This window comes from Mycobacterium sp. IDUB_5 (assembly GCF_055419565.1).
Genome location: NZ_JBVAXX010000004.1, coordinates 483,546 through 502,270 on the forward strand (window position 1 = coordinate 483,546; position 18,725 = coordinate 502,270).

General features: G+C 67.2%; 22 protein-coding genes. 11 read left to right on the forward strand and 11 right to left on the reverse strand.

The features are described 5' to 3' along the window. The first annotated feature begins 321 nt into the window (after window positions 1-321). Entirely contained in the window at window positions 322-1,122 is an 801-nt protein-coding gene (locus tag ACZY1G_RS15425; RefSeq protein ID WP_463822862.1) for a PaaI family thioesterase, read from the forward strand. Window positions 1,123-1,229: 107 nt separating this feature from the next. Further along, window positions 1,230-2,018, forward strand: a complete 789-nt coding sequence (gene aqpZ, locus ACZY1G_RS15430; RefSeq protein ID WP_463822863.1) for an aquaporin Z — start codon at window positions 1,230-1,232, stop codon at window positions 2,016-2,018. Window positions 2,019-2,022: 4 nt separating this feature from the next. Here aqpZ and ACZY1G_RS15435 read toward each other — a convergent pair whose 3' ends face one another. The 6 genes from ACZY1G_RS15435 to ACZY1G_RS15460 all read right to left on the reverse strand — a co-directional run bounded on the left by ACZY1G_RS15435 (window position 2,023) and on the right by ACZY1G_RS15460 (window position 6,849). Then, window positions 2,023-2,568, reverse strand: coding sequence for a Dps family protein (locus ACZY1G_RS15435; protein ID WP_463812709.1), 546 nt, complete (start codon window positions 2,566-2,568; stop codon window positions 2,023-2,025). Window positions 2,569-2,638: 70 nt separating this feature from the next. Then, a complete protein-coding gene (locus ACZY1G_RS15440) occupies window positions 2,639-3,556 on the reverse strand; it encodes a DNA-3-methyladenine glycosylase family protein (RefSeq protein ID WP_463822864.1) in 918 nt (305 codons plus the stop codon). Between the two features lie 3 nt (window positions 3,557-3,559). Beyond that, the gene (locus tag ACZY1G_RS15445) at window positions 3,560-3,934 is read right to left on the reverse strand and encodes a DUF427 domain-containing protein (RefSeq protein ID WP_463822865.1); all 375 of its coding nucleotides are present in this window, start codon (window positions 3,932-3,934) and stop codon (window positions 3,560-3,562) included. Window positions 3,935-3,960: 26 nt separating this feature from the next. After that, window positions 3,961-5,334, reverse strand: coding sequence for an NAD(P)/FAD-dependent oxidoreductase (locus ACZY1G_RS15450; RefSeq protein WP_463814762.1), 1,374 nt, complete (start codon window positions 5,332-5,334; stop codon window positions 3,961-3,963). A gap of 13 nt (window positions 5,335-5,347) precedes the next feature. Then, window positions 5,348-6,352, reverse strand: a complete 1,005-nt coding sequence (locus ACZY1G_RS15455; protein ID WP_463822866.1) for an NAD-dependent epimerase/dehydratase family protein — start codon at window positions 6,350-6,352, stop codon at window positions 5,348-5,350. After that, window positions 6,349-6,849, reverse strand: a complete 501-nt coding sequence (locus tag ACZY1G_RS15460) for a nuclear transport factor 2 family protein (protein ID WP_463812713.1) — start codon at window positions 6,847-6,849, stop codon at window positions 6,349-6,351. The genes ACZY1G_RS15455 and ACZY1G_RS15460 overlap by 4 nt, the downstream gene beginning before the upstream one ends. Before the next feature lie 57 nt (window positions 6,850-6,906). Between ACZY1G_RS15460 and ACZY1G_RS15465 the strand changes: the two genes are divergently transcribed. Genes ACZY1G_RS15465 through msrA form a run of 3 tightly spaced genes read left to right on the forward strand, consistent with a single transcriptional unit; the run spans window position 6,907 to window position 8,853 of the window. Then, entirely contained in the window at window positions 6,907-7,827 is a 921-nt protein-coding gene (locus ACZY1G_RS15465; protein WP_463822867.1) for an alpha/beta fold hydrolase, read from the forward strand. A gap of 46 nt (window positions 7,828-7,873) precedes the next feature. Then, window positions 7,874-8,347, forward strand: a complete 474-nt coding sequence (msrB, locus tag ACZY1G_RS15470) for a peptide-methionine (R)-S-oxide reductase MsrB (RefSeq protein ID WP_463822868.1) — start codon at window positions 7,874-7,876, stop codon at window positions 8,345-8,347. Beyond that, the gene (gene msrA, locus ACZY1G_RS15475; protein WP_463812717.1) at window positions 8,344-8,853 is read left to right on the forward strand and encodes a peptide-methionine (S)-S-oxide reductase MsrA; all 510 of its coding nucleotides are present in this window, start codon (window positions 8,344-8,346) and stop codon (window positions 8,851-8,853) included. Before msrB ends, msrA begins: the two co-directional genes overlap by 4 nt. Before the next feature lie 23 nt (window positions 8,854-8,876). Here msrA and ACZY1G_RS15480 read toward each other — a convergent pair whose 3' ends face one another. After that, window positions 8,877-10,202 carry a cytochrome P450 gene (locus ACZY1G_RS15480; RefSeq protein ID WP_463822869.1) on the reverse strand — a complete coding sequence of 442 codons (1,326 nt, stop codon included), beginning with the start codon at window positions 10,200-10,202 and terminating at the stop codon, window positions 8,877-8,879. 45 nt (window positions 10,203-10,247) lie between these two features. Here ACZY1G_RS15480 and ACZY1G_RS15485 point away from each other — a divergent pair, with 45 nt between their 5' ends. Both ACZY1G_RS15485 and ACZY1G_RS15490 read left to right on the forward strand, forming a co-directional pair. Continuing rightward, window positions 10,248-10,823: a TetR/AcrR family transcriptional regulator gene (locus ACZY1G_RS15485; RefSeq protein ID WP_463812719.1), complete on the forward strand. Its 576-nt coding sequence runs from the start codon at window positions 10,248-10,250 to the stop codon at window positions 10,821-10,823. 127 nt (window positions 10,824-10,950) lie between these two features. Continuing rightward, a complete protein-coding gene (locus ACZY1G_RS15490; protein WP_463822870.1) occupies window positions 10,951-12,240 on the forward strand; it encodes a hypothetical protein in 1,290 nt (429 codons plus the stop codon). Between the two features lie 131 nt (window positions 12,241-12,371). Here ACZY1G_RS15490 and ACZY1G_RS15495 read toward each other — a convergent pair whose 3' ends face one another. From ACZY1G_RS15495 to ACZY1G_RS15505, 3 genes are all read right to left on the reverse strand, one after another. Continuing rightward, window positions 12,372-13,001, reverse strand: a complete 630-nt coding sequence (locus ACZY1G_RS15495; RefSeq protein WP_463822871.1) for a hypothetical protein — start codon at window positions 12,999-13,001, stop codon at window positions 12,372-12,374. Beyond that, window positions 12,998-13,702, reverse strand: coding sequence for an MspA family porin (locus ACZY1G_RS15500; protein ID WP_463822872.1), 705 nt, complete (start codon window positions 13,700-13,702; stop codon window positions 12,998-13,000). The genes ACZY1G_RS15495 and ACZY1G_RS15500 overlap by 4 nt, the downstream gene beginning before the upstream one ends. A gap of 71 nt (window positions 13,703-13,773) precedes the next feature. Next, the gene (locus ACZY1G_RS15505) at window positions 13,774-14,463 is read right to left on the reverse strand and encodes an MspA family porin (protein WP_463812723.1); all 690 of its coding nucleotides are present in this window, start codon (window positions 14,461-14,463) and stop codon (window positions 13,774-13,776) included. Window positions 14,464-14,845: 382 nt separating this feature from the next. Here ACZY1G_RS15505 and ACZY1G_RS15510 point away from each other — a divergent pair, with 382 nt between their 5' ends. The 4 genes from ACZY1G_RS15510 to zwf all read left to right on the forward strand — a co-directional run bounded on the left by ACZY1G_RS15510 (window position 14,846) and on the right by zwf (window position 18,101). Next, the gene (locus ACZY1G_RS15510; protein ID WP_463822873.1) at window positions 14,846-15,328 is read left to right on the forward strand and encodes a hypothetical protein; all 483 of its coding nucleotides are present in this window, start codon (window positions 14,846-14,848) and stop codon (window positions 15,326-15,328) included. 113 nt (window positions 15,329-15,441) lie between these two features. Further along, window positions 15,442-16,044, forward strand: a complete 603-nt coding sequence (locus ACZY1G_RS15515; RefSeq protein ID WP_463822874.1) for a sensor domain-containing protein — start codon at window positions 15,442-15,444, stop codon at window positions 16,042-16,044. Continuing rightward, window positions 16,044-16,292: a hypothetical protein gene (locus tag ACZY1G_RS15520; protein WP_463822875.1), complete on the forward strand. Its 249-nt coding sequence runs from the start codon at window positions 16,044-16,046 to the stop codon at window positions 16,290-16,292. The genes ACZY1G_RS15515 and ACZY1G_RS15520 overlap by 1 nt, the downstream gene beginning before the upstream one ends. 300 nt (window positions 16,293-16,592) lie before the next feature. Continuing rightward, the gene (gene zwf, locus ACZY1G_RS15525; RefSeq protein ID WP_463822876.1) at window positions 16,593-18,101 is read left to right on the forward strand and encodes a glucose-6-phosphate dehydrogenase; all 1,509 of its coding nucleotides are present in this window, start codon (window positions 16,593-16,595) and stop codon (window positions 18,099-18,101) included. A gap of 8 nt (window positions 18,102-18,109) precedes the next feature. On the opposite strand, the gene ACZY1G_RS15530 is transcribed toward zwf, so the two are convergent. After that, a complete protein-coding gene (locus tag ACZY1G_RS15530; RefSeq protein ID WP_463812728.1) occupies window positions 18,110-18,679 on the reverse strand; it encodes a TetR family transcriptional regulator in 570 nt (189 codons plus the stop codon). Between the last annotated feature and the right edge of the window lie 46 nt (window positions 18,680-18,725).

Genomic DNA, 18,725 nt, shown 5'->3' on the forward strand with positions numbered 1-18,725 from the left:
AGGCGAATAACGTTGCCATGGACGGTCTTTCACCTCGATAAAGAGGAGATCCACCGGGTGAGACCCACATCACACACTCGACACTCCCGCGTCCAGTATTTGCCACATCAGTCTCTCACCGTCATGACGTGCACGTGACGTTCTCGTTGCATTTGCTGAAAGCCTGGCGAGATTCTTAGAGTTGTCGCCCGAGTGGCTGACAGAGCCACCGAGGGTGCCCGGCGGGCACCTGCTGGCCCAAACACGCTGCGCCACAGCAGGATCGATGGCAATGACGGCCCCACCGCTGCGCGGATGAGGCACGCCGGTCAGGCTGGCTGGGTGCGCTACCCGCTGAATCATCCCCTCGGCCGGTTCGGAATCGAGACCGACGACGACGACCCCGACCTGGCGACGGCGTCCATTCCGATCGCCGGATTGGTCAATCCCCTCACCGGGCTGCCCACCGTCGCCCCGCTGGCGATGCTCGTCGACCATGTCGCCGGCGCGGCCAATCACGTCCGCCGAGCAGCTGACGAGTGGACGGTGTCCAGCGAGCTGTCGCTGGAGGTCGCTCCCGGGGCGGCAGAGGCCATCGCGGCCGCGCCCGATCACCCCGTGATCGGCGTCGCGCGGCCCGTCGGCCCCAAAGGAACGACCGCGCTGGCGCTCTGCGACCTGTCGGTCGGCGGCGCAGTGATCGCGACGGCGACCGTCCGTTCCTTCTACATCCCCGCACCGGCGACCTTCACGACATGGTCCGACGACACAGACGGGACGACAGTGGGTCCGCGATTGGCCGATCGGATGGCCGTCGAGGTCGGCGAGACCGGCGGCGCGGCGGCGGTGCTCGTCCAACGCGACGACCCCGCGGTCTACAACGGCGTGGGCACCGTCCACGGCGGAGTGTCGTCGATGGGGCTCGAGCTGGTCGGATCGGCAGCCCTGAACGGCGGCACCGGACCCGAATTCGTCACCGGCTCGCTGCGGGTGAACTTCTACCGGCCGATGCACGGCGGAGCCGGAGCGCACTACAGCGCGACGCCGACGCGCATGGGCCGGCGCAGCGCCGCCGCCGACGTCGTCGCCGTCGGGTCGGACGGTCGCACCGCACTCACGGGACGGGTGACCGCCTACCGCTGACCTGGGTGAATCGTTCATTGCCAAAGTGCATCGGTTCGGACACAGCGCGGCCTTCAGGCACCCGACCGTGTCACCGTTGAGCCCTCGACGGCGGAAGAAGGTCCCTGATGCGCGCACCGACGATGCTGCATCGAGTTGCAGCGGAGTTCATCGGCACGTTCTGGCTCGTATTCGGCGGATGCGGAAGTGCCGTGTTCGCCGCCAAGTTCCTCTCCGGCGACGGTGTCTCTCTGGGGATCGGCTTCGTCGGCGTCTCACTCGCCTTCGGTTTGACGGTTCTCAGCGGCGTCTACGCCTTCGGCACCATTTCGGGCGGCCACTTCAACCCGGCCGTCACCCTCGGCGCCGCGCTGGCCAAGCGGGTGGAATGGAAAGCCGTACCCGGCTACTGGCTGACCCAGATCGTCGCTGGTGTCGTAGCCGGCGCCGCGATCTACGTGATCGCCAAGGGCCGCGACGGCTTCAGCGCGACGGGAAGTATGGCTGCCAACGGGTACGGCACGCACTCCCCCGGCGGGTACTCGCTGGTGGCGGTGATCATCGCCGAGGTGCTGCTGACGTTCATCTTCCTGCTGGTGATCCTCGGATCGACCGACGATCGCGCACCGAAGGGCTTCGCGGGGTTGTCGATCGGGCTGACCTTGACCCTGATCCACCTGATCTCGATCCCGATCTCCAACACGTCGGTCAACCCGGCACGCTCCACCGGCGTCGCGTTCTTCAACGGCGACGGGGCACCCGCGCAGCTGTGGGTGTTCTGGATCGCGCCGCTGGTCGGTGCCGCCCTGGCCGGAGTCGCCTACCCGTACCTGTTCGGCACCGCCGAGGAGCTCGCCGATCGTCCTGTTCGCGACGACACGCTCCCCGGCGGCAGCCCAGATCTGGCGACGAACTGACCGGTCAGGCGCTCTTGGCGGCGTCGGCCGCGCTCTTCTCGGTCTTCTGGCCTTCGTTGGCCAGCTGACCGCCGGCGTTCTCCAGGTGCGCCCGCACGAACCATTGGAACTTCTCCAGTTCGGCGGCGTGGCCGATCAGCATGTCCTCAGTGATCGGGTCCAGCTCGCCGACCCGCTCGATGCTCTTGCGGGTGTCCTCGATGACGCCGGTGTAGACCAGGTCGAGTGCGGCCAGGTGCGCCTGCACGGTGTCGCGCCCGACCGAGTAGTCATCCCAGGTTCGGTCCTTCTGGATCGCACCTGGGGTGCCCTGCGGGGAGGCGCCGAGAGCGGCGATGCGCTCGGCCACTTCGTCGGCGTACCCGCGGACCAGTTCGACCTGCGGGTCGATCATTTCGTGGACCCCGATGAAGTTGGGGCCCACCACATTCCAGTGCACGTGCTTGAGCGTCAGGTGCAGGTCGTTGTAGCGGCTCAGCGCCTTCTGCAGCAACTCAGCGACCTCGGCGCCCGCCTTGTCGGACAGTCCGGGCACGGTGAACGTAGTCATGTAACAACTCCTTCGTATGTCCCGCCCCGTGTACCCCTGCCGTCGGCGCGATAATCACCTGCGCTCGACGTCACAGTTCGGCAAGATTCGGGATCGCCGCCCGCGGCCCGAAGCGCGGATTCACCGCGAGCCCACTGACTTCCAGTAATCGGACGGCGCGCTGCCGGTGCGGCGCCAGGGGCGCCAGCAGTGTCACCATCTCGTCGTCGTCGATGGGATGGCCGAGCAGACTCCAGCCCACCATCGTGGACAGGTGGTAGTCCCCGATGGACAGCGCGTCGGCATCCCCCATGGCCCGCTGGGCAACCTCGGCCGCCGTCCACACGCCGACACCGGGCAGCGACATCATCGCTGCGCGCGCCGCCTCACACGACCGATGCACCAGCCGTTCGAGTGCGTCGGCGCGTTGCGCGCACCCGACCACGGTCCGCGCGCGACCCGGATCGACATTGGCGAGGTGGAAGTCCCAGGACGGCACCCGACGCCACACGTCGGCGCTCGGCGGCACCCGCATGTGCGCAGGCGCGGGACCCGGGGCAGGCGCTCCGTACTTCCCCACGAGCGTGCGCCACGCCCGTCGAGCGTCCTTGCCGTACACCCGCTGTTCCAGGATGGCGGGAACCATCGCCTCGAGCACCCGCCCCGTCCGCCCCAGCCGCAGGTGTGGCACGCGTCGGTGGGCGCGCGCGATCGTGGGCTCCTGCGGGTCGAACCCGCTCACCTCGTCCTCGGCCCCGAGTAGGGCGGGCAGCGCGTCGGTGAACTCCGCAGCGCCGGGCCCCCACGCCTCGCAGCCGACGGTGTCGACGGCTTCGCGGCCGATCCGAGCGGTGACCGGACCGCTGGCCAGCAGGCTGGTCCGCCAGATCGAACCGTCGGGAGCGACGTGGTAGCACGGGTCGGCCCGGCCCCGGCGCAGCGGCGACAGCGTCAGCGCTGGACTTGCGGGGCCGGCGAATGTGACGCTGGCCGTCCTGCTCTGTGGCACAGGCTAGGGCTCCACCACGACGTCGGCCTTGTCCGGGTAGAACGCGACGTGCCCGGCGATCGCCGCGACCGCCGGGTAAGGCTGCTCGTAGGTCCACACCGCGTCGGTGACGGTGTCGTCCCCGGTCCGGACGTCGTAATAGCCGGCGTCACCCTTGAACGGGCAGTACGTCGCGGTATCGCTGCGCTGCAACTTCTCGGCCGACACGTCTGACATCGGGATGTACTGCACCGCAGGGTAATCGGCCTCCTGCAGCGTCAACGCGGCAGAGCTGTCGGCGACCACCTCGCCGGCGATCCGGACGACGACGCGACGTCCGGTGGGGGTGACGGTGATCGGGTGGCTGCTCGACGGTTCGAGCACAGGTCGGTCGGTCATGACTCCATTGAACGCCTCGGCGCCACTCAGTGCGGGCGGCCGGCGATCTTGTCGGCGACGACGGCGATCGGTGAGGTGCCGGCACGCCCCCGCGCCTCGTGCCAGTCGGCGGCCTTGTAGGCCAGGTACATGCCCCGTACCCCGAGCCAGCGCAGCGGCTCGGGCTCCCACTGCTTCGACCGGTGTCCCACCCAGGGCAGCTCGGTCAGCGGCGTCTTGAGGCCGAGCACGAGGTCGACGAGCGTACGGCCGGCCAGATTGGTCGCGGTCACTCCATGGCCCACGTAGCCGCCCGCCCAGCCCAGCCCGCTGGCCCTGTCGAAGTCGACGGTCGCCTCCCAGTCGCGCGGCACGGCCAGCACACCGCACCAGCCGTGCGCGACACCGATGTCGGCCACCTGGGGCAGAACGGTGCGCAGTGTGGCGGTCAGCGCGGTGATCGTGCGTTCCGGCACCCGGCCGTCCCGGTCGGTGCGGGACCCGAACCGGTAGGGCACGCTGCGCCCTCCGATCGCGATGCGGTCGTCGACAGTGCGCTGCGCGTAGAAGAACCCGTGCGCGGTGTCGCCGAGCGTTTCCCTGCCCTGCCAACCGATCTCGTCCCAGATGTGCGCCGGGATCGGATCGGTGGCGATCATCGAGCTGTTCATCGGCAACCAGCGACGCTTCAGCCCGCGCAGCCCCGCGGTGAACCCTTCCGTCGCGCGCAGGACGATCGGGGCCGTGACGGTGCCGCGCGGGGTGACCGCGCGCCCGGCCGCGATCTCGACGACGGGTGAGCGCTCGTAGATGTCTACGCCGAGCGCGGCGACGGTGTCGGCCAGCCCACGCACCAGCTGCGCCGGCTGAATCCTGGCGCAGTGCGGGTTGTGGTAGGCCGCCACCACGTCGCTGAGCCGGATGCGTTGCCGCGCTTCGTCTCTGGACAGTTCCTCGATACCGTCGATCTGCCAGCGGCGCTCGGCCGCGGCCGCGGCAGCCAGTCGACTGGCCTGCGCGCGGTTGCGGGCCACCTCCAGCGTCCCGCCCTTGACGATGCCCGCCTCGATGCCCTCCTTCGCGGCGACGTCGATGACCTCGTCGACGGCCTCGTTCAGAGCGCGCTGCCAGGCCACCACACCGTCGCGGCCGTACTGCTGCGCCATGCGCTCACGATCTCCGGGCACCAGACCCGACAGCCAGCCGCCGTTACGTCCGGACGCACCGAATCCGGCGAACCGCGCCTCGAGCACCACGATGCGCAGGCTCGGATCGGCCTTCTTCAGGTAGTACGCCGTCCACAACCCCGTGTATCCGGCACCGACGATGCAGACGTCGGCGTCACGACTGCCGGGCAGGAACGTCCGCGGTGTGGGGAGTCCGTCATACCAGTGCGAGATGTAACCGTTGAGCACCGACAGATTGTGGCAGCCTCTACCGTTTCGCGGAGCGCAGGTTGACCCAGAACGTCGCGGCCTCCCGGATCGACTCCTCGACCGGTCGGGGCGTCCACCCCAGTTCGCGCTTGGCCTTGCTGCAGTCGACGGGGGCCTCGGCGCGCATCAACCGCACCGAATCCAGCGAGAGTCGCTCATCGGTTCCGGTCAGGCGCGCCTTGAGGCTGCCCAGTGCCGCCATCGCGTAGGTCAGGGGCAGCGGGATCGTCCTGCTCGGCGCGGGCACCCCGACGGCCTCGGCGGCAATGCGGACCACCTCGGCGTTGGAGATCATCTTCTCCGAGATCAGATAGCGCTCGCCGACCCTGCCCTTCTCCGCGGCCAGCAGGAGCGCGGCCGCAGCGTCGTCGATGCCGACGGCCTCCAACTCGATGCTCCCCAGCACGAACGGCAGCTTGCCGAACGCGGCTCCGGCGATGATCGCGCCGTGCGGGGTTCGGCCCCAATCCCCGGCGCCGTAGGTGGTGGACACGCACATCGCGACGGCGGGCAGTCCGCGGGTGCGGGCGTAGTCCAGCACGAGCCGCTCCGCCTGCACGCGCGACTGCACGTAGGGGGTGAGTGCGCGCTCGTCGGTGATGACGTCGTCCTCGGTCGCGGTGTGCCCGCGTCGCCGGGCGACGGTCGCATAGCTGCTGGTGAACACGAACTTCTGCAGTCCCGCCGCGATCGCCGGCTCGACCGCGACGTCGAGGACGCGGCGGGTGCCCTCGACGTTGGTGCGGAACAGCGGCGCCGGGTCGCGCAGCCACCCGCGGGTGTCGACGACGCAGTAGTAGACGACGTCGGCGCCGATCATGGCCTCGCGCAGCACGTCGTCGTCGAAGATGTCGCCGACGAAGCGGATGACGGAGAGGTCGTCGATGCCGACCGTGTTGGCGCCGTCGCGCACCATCACGCGGACGTCCTCACCGGCGTCGACGAGCTGGCGGGTCACGTGGCTGCCGAGGTAGCCGTTGGCCCCGATGACGAGCGCGCTCATCGGGTCACCCCGGCCATCCACTGGGCGGCTTCGTCGGGCAGGGTGCCCAGCTCCTGGGCCTTGCGGCACCACTTCAGCGTCGCCTTGACGAAGCGCAGCGGGTTGTAGATGTCTTCCTGGCGACACCACCTGCCGTCGCCGGCGTAGGTGACGATCGAGATGTTCGTGGCGCTGATGATCGTGCCGTCACCGGGGTCGCGCATCGGGTTGTCGAGCTCGCAGATCACCCGTCCGGTGTCCTCGTCGAACACCTTCCACCGCGAGGGGAACGCCGTCATGTAGCTGCCAGGAAAGGTCTCCATGGTGTCCCAGATCCACGGCCGCACTTCCTCACGGCCGCGCATCGTGCCGGCGGCGTGCTCGATGTAGAGCACGTCGTCGGTGTACTGCGCGACCCAGGGGTCCCAGTCGCGGGTGGTCGCCGCGCGGTCGACCGTCTTCTCAAACTCGGCGAACGCCGCGGCGAGTTCGTCGCGACTGAAAGTGCTACCCGTCACACCCAGAACTAGAACACGTTCTACCTGGTCTTGTCGACCAGTCGTAGTGTCATCGACGTGAAGAAGCTGCTGGCGACAGCTATCGGAGTCATCGCCGCGCTCGCAACCGCACCGACCGCCCTCGCACAGGACGTCGCCGGGCTCATCGACATCGGCGACGGTCGCAGCCTTTATCTGGACTGCCAGGGCAGCGCCGCTGCGGGCTCGCCCACCGTCTTCGTCATCCCCGGCATGGGCAGCTACGCCCAGGCCTGGAACGCGTCGATCGCGCCGGCCGACCCGGTTCGCTCACAGCCCTACGACCTCGTCGACGAGGCTGCGATCGTCTACCCCACCGACGTCGCGACGCAGCCGACCGTCGCGAGGACGACGCGCATCTGCTCCTACGACAGACCGGACACCCGGCCCGACGGGCCGGATCGGTCGACCCCCGTCGCACAGCCGCACACCGCGGCGCAGGACGTCGACGACATCGTCGCGCTGATCGCCGCGGCACAGCTGCCCACCCCGATGGTGTTCGTCGCCCACTCCTACGGCGGCCTGGTTCTCGACCTGCTGGCTCGACAGCATCCGGAACTCGTCAGCGGCCTGCTGTTCTCCGAGCCGACGTCCGAATTCCTGGTGAGCGTCGGTCGGCCCGACCAGAACGACGCGTTCGACGCCGACGGGCGCACCAAGCCGCCGGGAGAGGAGGCGATCCTGGCGTATGACGCGTTCGCGCGGATCGCGGCCGCACCACCGCTGCCCCGCGTCCCGGCGATCGTTCTGAGCGCCGACAAGTTCGCCGCGCCGAAGAACCTCGAGCCCGACAACTACACCCAGACTCAGGTCCATCAGGCGAATGACATGTTGGCGGCCGCGCTCGGCACCACCAACGTCATCGTGCCGGGGACCGGGCACAACCAGATGCTGTATCAGCCGCAGGCCGTGGCTGACGAGATCGTGACGCTGGTCGACGAGGTCCGTAACGGGAACTAACCGCAGGCCACTCACGGTTGTACAAGTGCCAACCCGAGGAGGTTCCGTGACCCAGACCTACAACAGAAATCCCGACGCGCTCGGCGCACTGTCGCCCGAGCAGTATCACGTCACCCAGGAAAACGGCACCGAGCGCCCCTTCACCGGGGAGTACTGGGACAACCACGAACCCGGCCTCTACGTCGACGTCGTCTCCGGTGAGCCGTTGTTCGCCTCGGTCGACAAGTTCGAGAGCGGTTCGGGGTGGCCGAGCTTCACGCGCCCCGTCGACGCGGAGAACGTCATCAGCAAGCGGGACTTCTCGCACCTGATGATTCGCACCGAGGTCCGCTCCGCCCACGGAGACAGCCATCTGGGGCACGTCTTCACCGACGGTCCCCACGACCAGGGCGGCCTGCGCTACTGCATCAACTCCGCAGCCCTGCGGTTCGTCCACCTCGACGACCTCGAGGCCGAGGGCTACGGGCAGTACCGTGAATTGTTCACCCCATCCGACGAATCCACTGAGGAGCGCGCATGAGCGACTACAAGCGGGCCGTGCTGGCCGGCGGCTGCTTCTGGGGCATGCAGGACCTGATCCGGCGTCAGCCGGGCGTGGTGTCCACCCGCGTCGGCTACACCGGCGGCCAGAACGACCACCCGACCTATCGGAACCATCCGGGGCACGCCGAGGCCGTCGAGATCGTCTACGACCCGGCGCAGACCGACTACCGGGCGCTGCTCGAGTTCTTCTTCCAGATCCACGATCCGACGACGAAGAACCGGCAGGGCAACGACGTCGGGAGCAGCTACCGCTCGGAGATCTTCTACGTCGACGACGAGCAGCGTGACGTCGCGCTCGACACGATCGCCGATGTCGACGCCTCCGGCCTGTGGCCCGGCAAGGTGGTGACCGAGGTCAGCCCGGCTCCGGAGTTCTGGGAGGCCGAGCCCGAGCATCAGGATTACCTGCTGCACTACCCCAACGGGTACACCTGCCACTTTCCGCGCGCGGGCTGGAAGCTGCCTAAGCGCACGCAGGTCTGATTCGCCTGCTGGTGGTGCCAGACTCAGCGGGGGTGCACCACGATGCGCCCGCCCAGCTTGGGCGTGTGGGCGACACCGCGGAAGTGCTGCTTCTCCGCCGGCTCGGTGGTCGGCTCGATGGTGAAGTGGCGCAGCACAGTTCGTAGTACGACATCCATTTCCACGTTGGCGAAGGTGGCCCCGACACAGCGTCGGGTGCCACCGCCATAGGGGATGTGCGCGACGGTGGACGGGCGCTGACCCACGAAGCGCTGCGGGTCGAACCGTGTCGGGTCCGGGAACTCCTCGGCGCGACGGTGTATCTGGTTGATGGCCACCAAGATCGAGTAGCCGTGCGGGATGACCCAGTCCCCGAGGTCGAACGACGGTGCGTACACATGCCGCCCAGCGAAGTCGATGATCGTGCGGGTGCGCTGCACCTCGAGGATCGCCGCCTGCCGGTAGGTGTTGTCGTCGGTGTCGGCTTCCGCGGCGAGCTCGGTCAGTACGTCGGGGTGGCGGCTGAACCTCTCGAAGGCCCACCCGAGGGTCGCAGCGGTGGTCTCGTGGCCGGCGGCCAGCAGGGTGAGCAGTTCGTCGCCGACGTCCTCACGCGACATCGACGAGCCGTCCTCGTAGGTACTGCGCAACAGCAGCGAGAGCACGTCGTCGCGGGAGTCGAGCTCCGGATCGGACGCGACGGCATCGATCAGTCGTCCGATGATCTCGTCGTAGGTCCTGCGGTAGGCCGCCAGCTTGCCCCACGGGGTGAACCGGCCATAGGTGTGCGAGGGCATCGGGAGCACCGCGAGCCTCGATCCCAGCGTCACCCAGGGCGGGATGCTGCGCCGCAACTCGTCCAGATGTGCACCGTCGGCGCCGAACACCGCCCGCAGGATGACGTTCAAGGTGATCCGCATCATGGGCTCGAGCGTCTCGAAAGGCTTTCCCTGCGGCCATGTCCGGATCTCGCGCAGCGTCTCTTCTTCGAAGATCCGCTCGTAGTTCTTGATGCTCTTCCCGTGCAGCGGCGGAGTCAACAGCTTGCGCCGGAGGCGGTGGTCGGTGCCGTCGAGAGCGAACACCGAGCCAGGCCCGAGCACCCGCGACAGATTGGGCGAAATATTGCCCACCTCGTCGGGATTGGCCATGAACACCTGCTTGGCCAGCATGGGATCGGCCACGATCACCGACGGACCGAACACCGGCAGGTGCAGCGTGAACACGTCACCGCATTGACGGGTGGCCTGCCGCACGGTCCACTTCCGTGCGAACGAGAACCCGAGCCCCTGCAGCGCATGCGGAATGCGTGGCTCCGGAGGCAAGCGATCGATGTTCACCGTTTTGGTACTGCTGTGTACCGCAGTCATGTGGGGTACGGTACCGTTTGGTACCAGGGACCGCAAGAGGTGCAGATGACCGTGACCGCAGTGCTGACGCCGGACCGACTGCTCGATGGTCTGTCCGCGTCGATCGGTGAGCGCGGCTACCGCGACACCACGGTCGCCGACATCGTCCGGCATGCACGGACCTCGAAACGCACGTTCTACGAGCACTTCGCCGGCAAGGAGCAGTGCCTGATCGAGCTGCTGCGCCGCAACAACGCCGACTTGATCGCCGGCATCCGTGCAGCTGTTGCGCCAGATGATGATTGGCGATCGCAGATCCGGCAGGCCGTCGAGGCGTACGTCGCACACATCGGGGCGCGCCCCGCGATCACCCTGTGCTGGATACGGGAGGCTCCAGCGCTGGGCGTCGTGGCCCGGCCGCTGCACCGCCAGGTGATGGGCGACCTCACCGAGCTGCTGACGACGTTGACCGCCAGCCCCGGGTTCCGACGGGCAGGCGTGCGCCCGTTGCCACCCGCCACCGCGCTGATCCTGCTGGGAGGCTTGCGCGAGCTGACGGCATTCGTCGTCGAAGACGGCCGCGACGTCGGCGACATCACCGAGCCTGCGATCGCAGCGGCGGCCGCCCTCGCCATCGGTTGAGCCACTGCCAGGAAAGTCACCACCCGTTCACCTGCCGAGAATGCGCGCGCTGCAATGCGTTCCGACCACCCATGTGCGAGCCCCGTACATTTCCGTCCGTCCTGACACCCCTTACGAAGGCGACGGTATGCACTCGTCCATTGGCAAACCCCTCGTGGCACTCGTCTCGGCCGCCTGCCTGGCAGCCCTGGCCATGACCTCGACCACTCCCGATTCCGTGCGCGCCACCGCGACGATCCCCGTCGAACTGTCAGCCGCGGTCAGCACGTTCGATCCGGTACCGCCGTCGCTCCGGACGCTGAACTCCCCTGTGGCACCGACCGATGACGCCACGCTGGTCGCTGCGGTCGACACGATGGCCGAGCTGTCGGGCGTCGACAGGGCCACGCTGCTCCTGCAGCTCCTGACCGCGCCGTACCACAATTTCGTCGGCGTCTCGAAGGCCGTCGGAAGCGCCGTCAACGCCGTCCTTCAGGTGGCGTCACTGCCGTTCTCCGTCGCGACCTACGTCCTGGCCAACCGCACCACCGAGATCCCCGCCTACGTCGACAGCGTCCGGAACAATCTCGACGGCGCTCTCCCCGGGATCTCTACCGCGATCAAGACCGAGATCCAGTACGACCTCGACCTGATCTCGCAGGTGTTCGGATCGCAACCCGACGCCACCACCGCGGGCGCCAAGAGCGTTGCAGCACAGGCTGATCCGGTTGATCAGGGCACCGTGCTGCTTCAGCTGCTGACCATCCCCTATCACAACTTCGTCGGCGTCTCGAAGGCCGTCGGAAGTGCCGCCAACGCCGTCGTCCAGCTGGTCTCGCTGCCCTTCTCGGTCTTCACCTATGTGCTGGCTAACCGCACCGACGAGATCCCCGGGTACGTCGACACCGTCCGCGCGAACCTGAAGAGTGCGCTGCCCGGCATCTCCACCGCCGTCAAGAATGAGCTCGCCTACAACAAGAGCGTCATCGACCAGGTCTTCGGTGGCAACACCGCGTCGCTGGCACTGCAGACGCGGCACGCCCCGAACCTGCTGGCCGGCGATGACTCGGCGACTACCGTTCTCGACAGCCCGCACCCGTTCCTGGCTCGGCTCGCCGAGACTCCGAAGACCCTTGGCGGTAAGCACCGTGCACCCGAAATCCAGGAGTCGGCCGAGCCGACCGTGAGCGAATCCGAGAAGACCCCGGACACCAAAACCGAGAACGCTTCTGAGACAAAGACCGACACCACGGACGAGTCGAAGACCGAGACGAAGACCGAGCCCAAGACCGAGACGAAGACCGAGCCCAAGACCGAGACCAAGGCGTCCGAGTCCGATACGACGACAGCGTCGACGTCCGATGCCAAGAGCGAGACGAAGAAGTCCGCTCCCTCGCTGGGTGGCAAGCACCGCAAGCCGGAGGCTGACGCCGCCTGACCGCTGACGCAATCGGCCCCCACCGTCTTCGGTGGGGGCCGATTGCCGTTGGGGCGCAGCGAAAGTGCACACACGGTCGCAGCCAGCGAAGAACTACAGCACTGGAGGCACTTTCGCGGAGCCGAGGACCGTCAGCCCGGCGGCGGCGGCGGAGCTGCCGGATCGGGCAGGAACTGCACCAAGCCCGGCGGAATGTTGGTGCCCGGAGGTGGAGCCGTTCCCGGCAGTGGCTCACCGAGTTGCTGCTGCGGCAACTGGTTGAGCAGTGCTCCGTGCAAGCGCCCATCCGCGGCCAGGTCGTAGAAGCGGCCCAGCCAGGTGCGGCCGTTGACATCGGCGTTTTCCTGCCCAGGGGCGACGTCGAACTGCTGGCCCTGCCCCGGGGCTGATGGCACCTCGTTCTGCGGCAGCCCGTAGGCATTGTTGAACGCTCGCAGGTTCGGCACCACGCCCGGCCCCGCGCCCGGCGCCGACGGCACCGCGTTCTGGCCCAGGGCCGTGGCGCGATCGACGCCCGGAATCGCTGGCGCTCCGAGCATTCCGGGAACAGCGGGTTGCCCGGTCTGGGCGAGCATGTTCCAGCCCTCGGGCCCCAGCGGTGCGCCGATCACCGGGATGGTGGGTCCCGGCGGCGCAGGCGCGGGTGCGGGCGGTACTGGATCCGGCGGCGCCGGCGGCTGCGCGTGGGCCGCAGCCGCGAAGACGACAGCGGCACCGGCGGCGAGAAGCGCCGCCGGTGCCTGCCGGATCACTCGTGTCATACGGACTTCGTGACGCCGTAGTACGCCACGATGTCGTCGGTGTCGGTCGTGGAGCTCGTCAGTGTCGCGTAGGAGCGTAGGAACGACTGTCCCGCACAGCCATCCACCTTGATGTGCACGTCCTTGAGCGTCACGCGGGCGGGTGCGGCCTTGAACGACTTCTTGTCGACGGACACCTGGTTCACCGTGCCGGGCTTGAGGTGGATCTCGAGCGTGCCCGAGATCGGGAAGTTCACGCCCGTCGGCACGAGCCCTCCGGTCAGTGTCGACCCCGAGGTGCCGATACCGACGGAGCCGATCAGACGGACCTGGCCCAGCTCGATACCGCAACCGATCTGGTAGCCGGCCTCGAGCACACCGCCGTTGAGCTTCGTCTTGCCGTTGCCCGTCACCGTCCCGACGAACGTTCCGCCGACGAGGTATTCGCGCGAGGACACGGCGGTGGTCAGCGGAGCGATGGGTAGTTGCGTCTCACCGGTGGCGGCGACGCTGAGCTGCCAACCGTCCGGAGACATGACGGTTCCGGGAGGTGCCGACGCTACGATTCCGTTGTCCGGCGGCGGTCCGGCGTCTGGCGGCGGCGCACCGTCGACCGCGGGCGGCAGTGGCGCCGGCGGAGCGGGCTGGGCAAGCGCGGTGGGCACCGCGAAGGCCGGGAGAACGAGGCCGGCGACGGCCATCGCGAGCAACTTCTTCTTCATGAATGCAATTGCCTCTCAGAGTCTTTCGGGTCAGCGAAGTCTGTGGTGACGAACAAGGTCCGGATAGGGGCTCACACCGCCTTCGTCACGCCGAGGTAGGTGACGACGTCATCGGTGTTGTCGGTCGAGCTGGTCAGCGTCGCGTAGGACCGGATGAAGGACTGCCCCGCGCATTGATCGGTCTTGACCCGCACGCCGGTCAGCGTGATGCGGGTCGAGGTGCCTTTGAAAGACTTCTTGTCGAGTGCCACGGTGGTGACCGTGCCGGGCTTGAGGTAGACCTTGCCCTGCAGGCTGAGCGAGGCGCCGAAGGCTGGGTTACCCGTGAACGGGATGCCGATGCTGGGCGTAATGCTGGCGCCGGGGTTGATCTCCGTTTCATCGGAGATGATGCCGCAGCCGATCTGCTCGCCGGCCTCCATCGACCCACCGGCCAGTGTGGTCTTGCCGGTGCCGGTGATCTTGCCCGTGAAGGTGCCGCTCACCAGGTACTCGCGCGACGAGATGGCTGTGGTCAGCGGCGCCACCGGAAGCTGGGTTTCGTTGCTGCCCAGGACTTCCAGATGCCAACCGTCGGGCGTATCGAGGATTCCGGGCGGGCCCGAGGGGACCGCGCCATCGGGCGGAGGCGGAACGGGCGCCGCATCCGCGACGGGCTGTACACCTGGATTGGCGGGTGCCGGTTCCGCAGCGACGATCGGCGCGGCCAAGACCGGCGCCGCCAGGCAGACAGCGGCGAGCGAGACATAGCGGTTGAACATGGGTCTGACGACGCCTCTCGTGGGGTGTGGACGGGTTGTATCGCCTTTGACTCGCAGAGCGTCCATGGGCCGGGTGTCCGCCGGGTGAACGCACGGTGGCTCGTTCAGGCCTGCTCGCTATCGAGTGCGCACCTTTGCTGTAAGTCAGCTGTGAGGTTTTCTGTGAAGTGGCCGGGAACCTCTGAATAGTGTGCATTCGGCCATCCGGATGTCGCCGTTCGTTCACCTTCGGCGCATTGAGTACTCATCCGCAAGGACGAAATACGTTGGCCTTGACGATTTTCGCGGGCCTCCATCACGCTGTTGAATCGATCGGAGAACGAACGTGCCAACCGGGATCTGCGCCAAGCGAGCAATGCTGGCAGGATGTGTCACACTCACCATGAGTTTTTTGCTGGCGCCCACCGTTGCCGCACAACCCGTCGATGCGGTCGCCGATCCGTCGGCGCCGCCGGTGCAGGTCGCCACACCGGGAAGCGACAACGCTGATCCCGCCGCCGTCGCCGCGTGCAGCCAGTTCGCCCAGGTCCTGGACGCCACGGCAACGTACTACGGTGACTTCGCCGACTCGCTCGAGGCCTTCGCCGCGGTCGACTACTCGGATCCCGCCGTGGAAAGCAGCAATGTCGTCGGCCGCACCGCATTACGGCAGGGGGCTGGAGCCGCGATGGCTGCCGCCAACACACCCGGCCTGGCACCGGCAGTGGGTGATCCGATGCGGCAATGGTCAGTCGATGCCACCAAGCTTCTCATCAAGATGGGCCTGCGCGGCGGGCGCGACACCCTCAACACCACCGCTGACGAGATGAACAACGACGCGATCGCCGCCCAGCAAGCGTGCGCCGCGGCGGGTACTCACGCATGACCTACGCCCGACCACGGCGCGTCGCCGCGTTGTGCGCCGGGTCTGTCTCACTGGCATTCGTCGTAGCCGGCTGTGGCGGGACGCCTGCACCGACGCCGACCGCGCAGGAACTGGTGCCTGATTCTGCACTCAACGGACTTCTGTTGAGTGGCAACGACATCGACGCGATCATGAACGGTGCTCCACTGATCGCCGACCCCGTGAACTCCGCGATGGACGACAACCGGAACATGCTGCCCAACCTGAATTGCCTCGGTGTCTGGCATCCCGGCGAGACGGCCATCTACGGCACCGCGGACACCCCGGGGTCGTGGACGTCGGTGCGTCGGCAGCTCCTGCGCGCTCCCGGCAGCGATCAGTGGCGCTCGTCGGTCGTCCAATCCGTGACGTCCTACCCGACACCCCAGGGGGCGCGCGACTTCCTCACCCAGTCCGCGGACCGATGGACCAGGTGCAGCAATCACACGGTCAACATCACACTGAACGACCAACGCTTACCCCGTTGGCGCAGTGGTGATCTCGACGCGGCACCCGAGCGCTTGAGGATGCCGGTCAGTCGCTCGACCGAGACAGCCTCGTCGTCGTGCGAACACGTTCTCTCGGCGCGAGTGAACGTGGTCATCGACGTGCTGGCTTGCGCGCCGCAAGCCACCGACGTGAAGCAGGCCAGCGTGATTGCCGATCACATCGCGTCGCACGTTCCGACGCCCGGCTAGTGCGACCGCCCTCAGACAGCGCGAACAACGCCCAGGCCGACTACTACCTGACGATGCTTGCTGCGCGCTGGCAGACCCTCGAGACAGAGATCGTCGAACGGTGCAACGAACTGCGCAAACTCACCCCGGCGGCACGAAAATCCGAACGCGGCCGCAACATTCGGCGGGTCATCAAACGCAAGCAGGCCGAGGTGGCCTCGGTACGCGAGATGTGTGCCGCGCTCGTCGACCGCGCTGAGGAGGCCTAACCCAGCAGCAGGCGCGCAGATGTCGGCAAAGGCGTCCGGCGTCTCTCGTAGGCCACGCTCTCGGCGAGGCGCTCACTGCCGGTGCCGATGGCGGTGCCGATATCGGCGTGATCCTGGTGCGCTGCGAGTGCACGAGAGTTTCATGCCAGATCAGACACCACTCGTCCAGTCTTAGCCACATAAACAGTATGCAGAATCGGCTCTCCGGGCTTTGCCCCAGCAACCCGTCCCTGCGCAGTCCGTCAGTGGATACGTCATGATGTCGCGCAGAGTTCACAATCTGATGGAAGCATCTTCCAAGTGGCCGCCACCTTGCCAGAAAACCCGCAGACCATCGCCTACCCCGCGCCGGACGCCCGCCCGCATCGCCGTGACGGCGACCCGCTCGAGCCGCACGTCATCGTCCTGTTCGGGGCGACCGGCGATCTCGCCAAGCGCAAGCTGCTCCCCGGGATGGCGTACCTCGATCAGTCCGAACTCGCGCCCAACATCCAGGTGGTCGGTACCTCACTGGAGGACCTCACCGACGACGAGTTCCGCGCGCTGGCCAAAGAGGCCATCAGCAGGTACGGCACCCATAAGCTGACCGATGAGCAGTGGGCGAACTTCGCCAAGATCGTGAGCTACGTGCCTCAAGGTGCGGGCCCGGAGGCACTGGCCGCGGCAGTCGCCGACGCCGAAACAAGGCTCGGCGGCAATGCTCAACGGCTACACTATCTTTCGGTACCACCCAAGGCCGCTCGTTCTGTCATCACCATGTTGCGCGAGTCCAATCTTGTGGACCGATCGCGGGTGGTGATGGAAAAGCCGTTCGGCACCGACCTCGCCAGCGCGGTCGCGCTCAACGATTTCGTGCACGAAACCTTCAAGGAACGCCAAGTCTTCCGCATCGACCACTTCCTGGGTAAAGAAGCGGCACAGAACATCTTGGCGTTCCGATTCGCCAACGGTCTCTTCGAACCAATCTGGAACCGCAACTTCATCGACCATATTCAGATCGACATCCCGGAGATGCTCGGCTTGGACGAGCGCGCCAACTTCTACGAGAGCACCGGCGCGTACAAGGACATGGTGGTCACCCACCTGTTCCAGGTGATGGCCTTCGTGGTGATGGAGCCCCCGACCGCCCTGGAACCCCGGGCGATCAGCGAGGAGAAGAACAAGGTCTTCCGTTCCATGCTGCCGATCAAATGCAGCGACGTGGTGCGCGGCCAGTTCGCCGGCTATCGCGAACTCACGGGCGTCGCAAGGGATTCAGACACCGAGACGTTCATCGCGCTGAAGGTCGGCATCGACAACTGGCGGTGGGCCGGGGTGCCCATCTACCTACGCACCGGCAAAATGATGGCCGAGGGTATGAGGATCATCTCGATCGCCTTCAAAGAGGCCCCGCGGACGATGTTCCCGGCCGGCTCCGGTGTCGGCTCACAAGGACCGGACCACTTGACTTTCGATCTGGCGGACAACTCCAGGGTGTCACTGTCCTTCTATGGCAAGCGGCCGGGGCCTGGGATGAAGCTGGACAAGATGTCGATGCAGTTCTCGACGACGGAAATCGCGACGAATGGCGACGTGCTGGAAGCATACGAACGGCTGATCCTGGACGCCATGCGGGGCGACCACACCCTGTTCACCACCGCCGAAGGAATCGAATCGCTCTGGGAGCGCTCGACACAACTGCTCGAGGACCCACCCCCGGCCAAGGTCTACCAGCCGGGAACATGGGGCCCGAACGCCATCCACCAGCTCATCGCGCCGAACGCTTGGCGGCTGCCGTTCGAGCGAGCCTGGCGCGAAAAGCCGAAGTAGTCCCCGGGCTAACCCAACAGCAGGCGCGCCGCGTTCTCCAGCCTGCGGGCGATCTCCTCGTACGAGGCGTAGCCCATCCCCGAGCGCACGAGTGCGCCCGCGTAGAGCAACTCCAGCGTGTCGACGACACCTGAGTCGGCGTCGGGGCCGACGGCCTCGGCCAACCGATCCCGGATGTCGCGGCCGATACGCAGGCGTAGCACCTCGACGTCGGGGTCGCGGCCGAGCAGCGCGGTGGTGACCGCGCCGGCGAACTCCGGCTCGTCGGCGACCGGTTTCGAGATGTGCCCGAGCACTTCGATGACTCGCACTGCTGGATCATCGGATTGGTGTGCCACACAGGGAGATCCGGTGAGACGGCGCCAAAAGACCTCCGCGACCAGATGCTCTTTCGACGAGAAGTACGTGTAGGCGGTCGCCGCACCGACACCGGCTTCGGCGGCGACCCGCCGCACTGTCAGACCGGCGAAACCTTCACGGCCGAGCACGTTCACCGCGGCCTGCCCGAGCCGTTCCACGGTCTCGGCCTGCTTGGCCGTCAGGCGCCGACGAGTCGACTCGCGGGCCGGATCGGACACATGTCCGGACGCTACTACAACCCCGTGATGCCAGCAACGGTAAGTT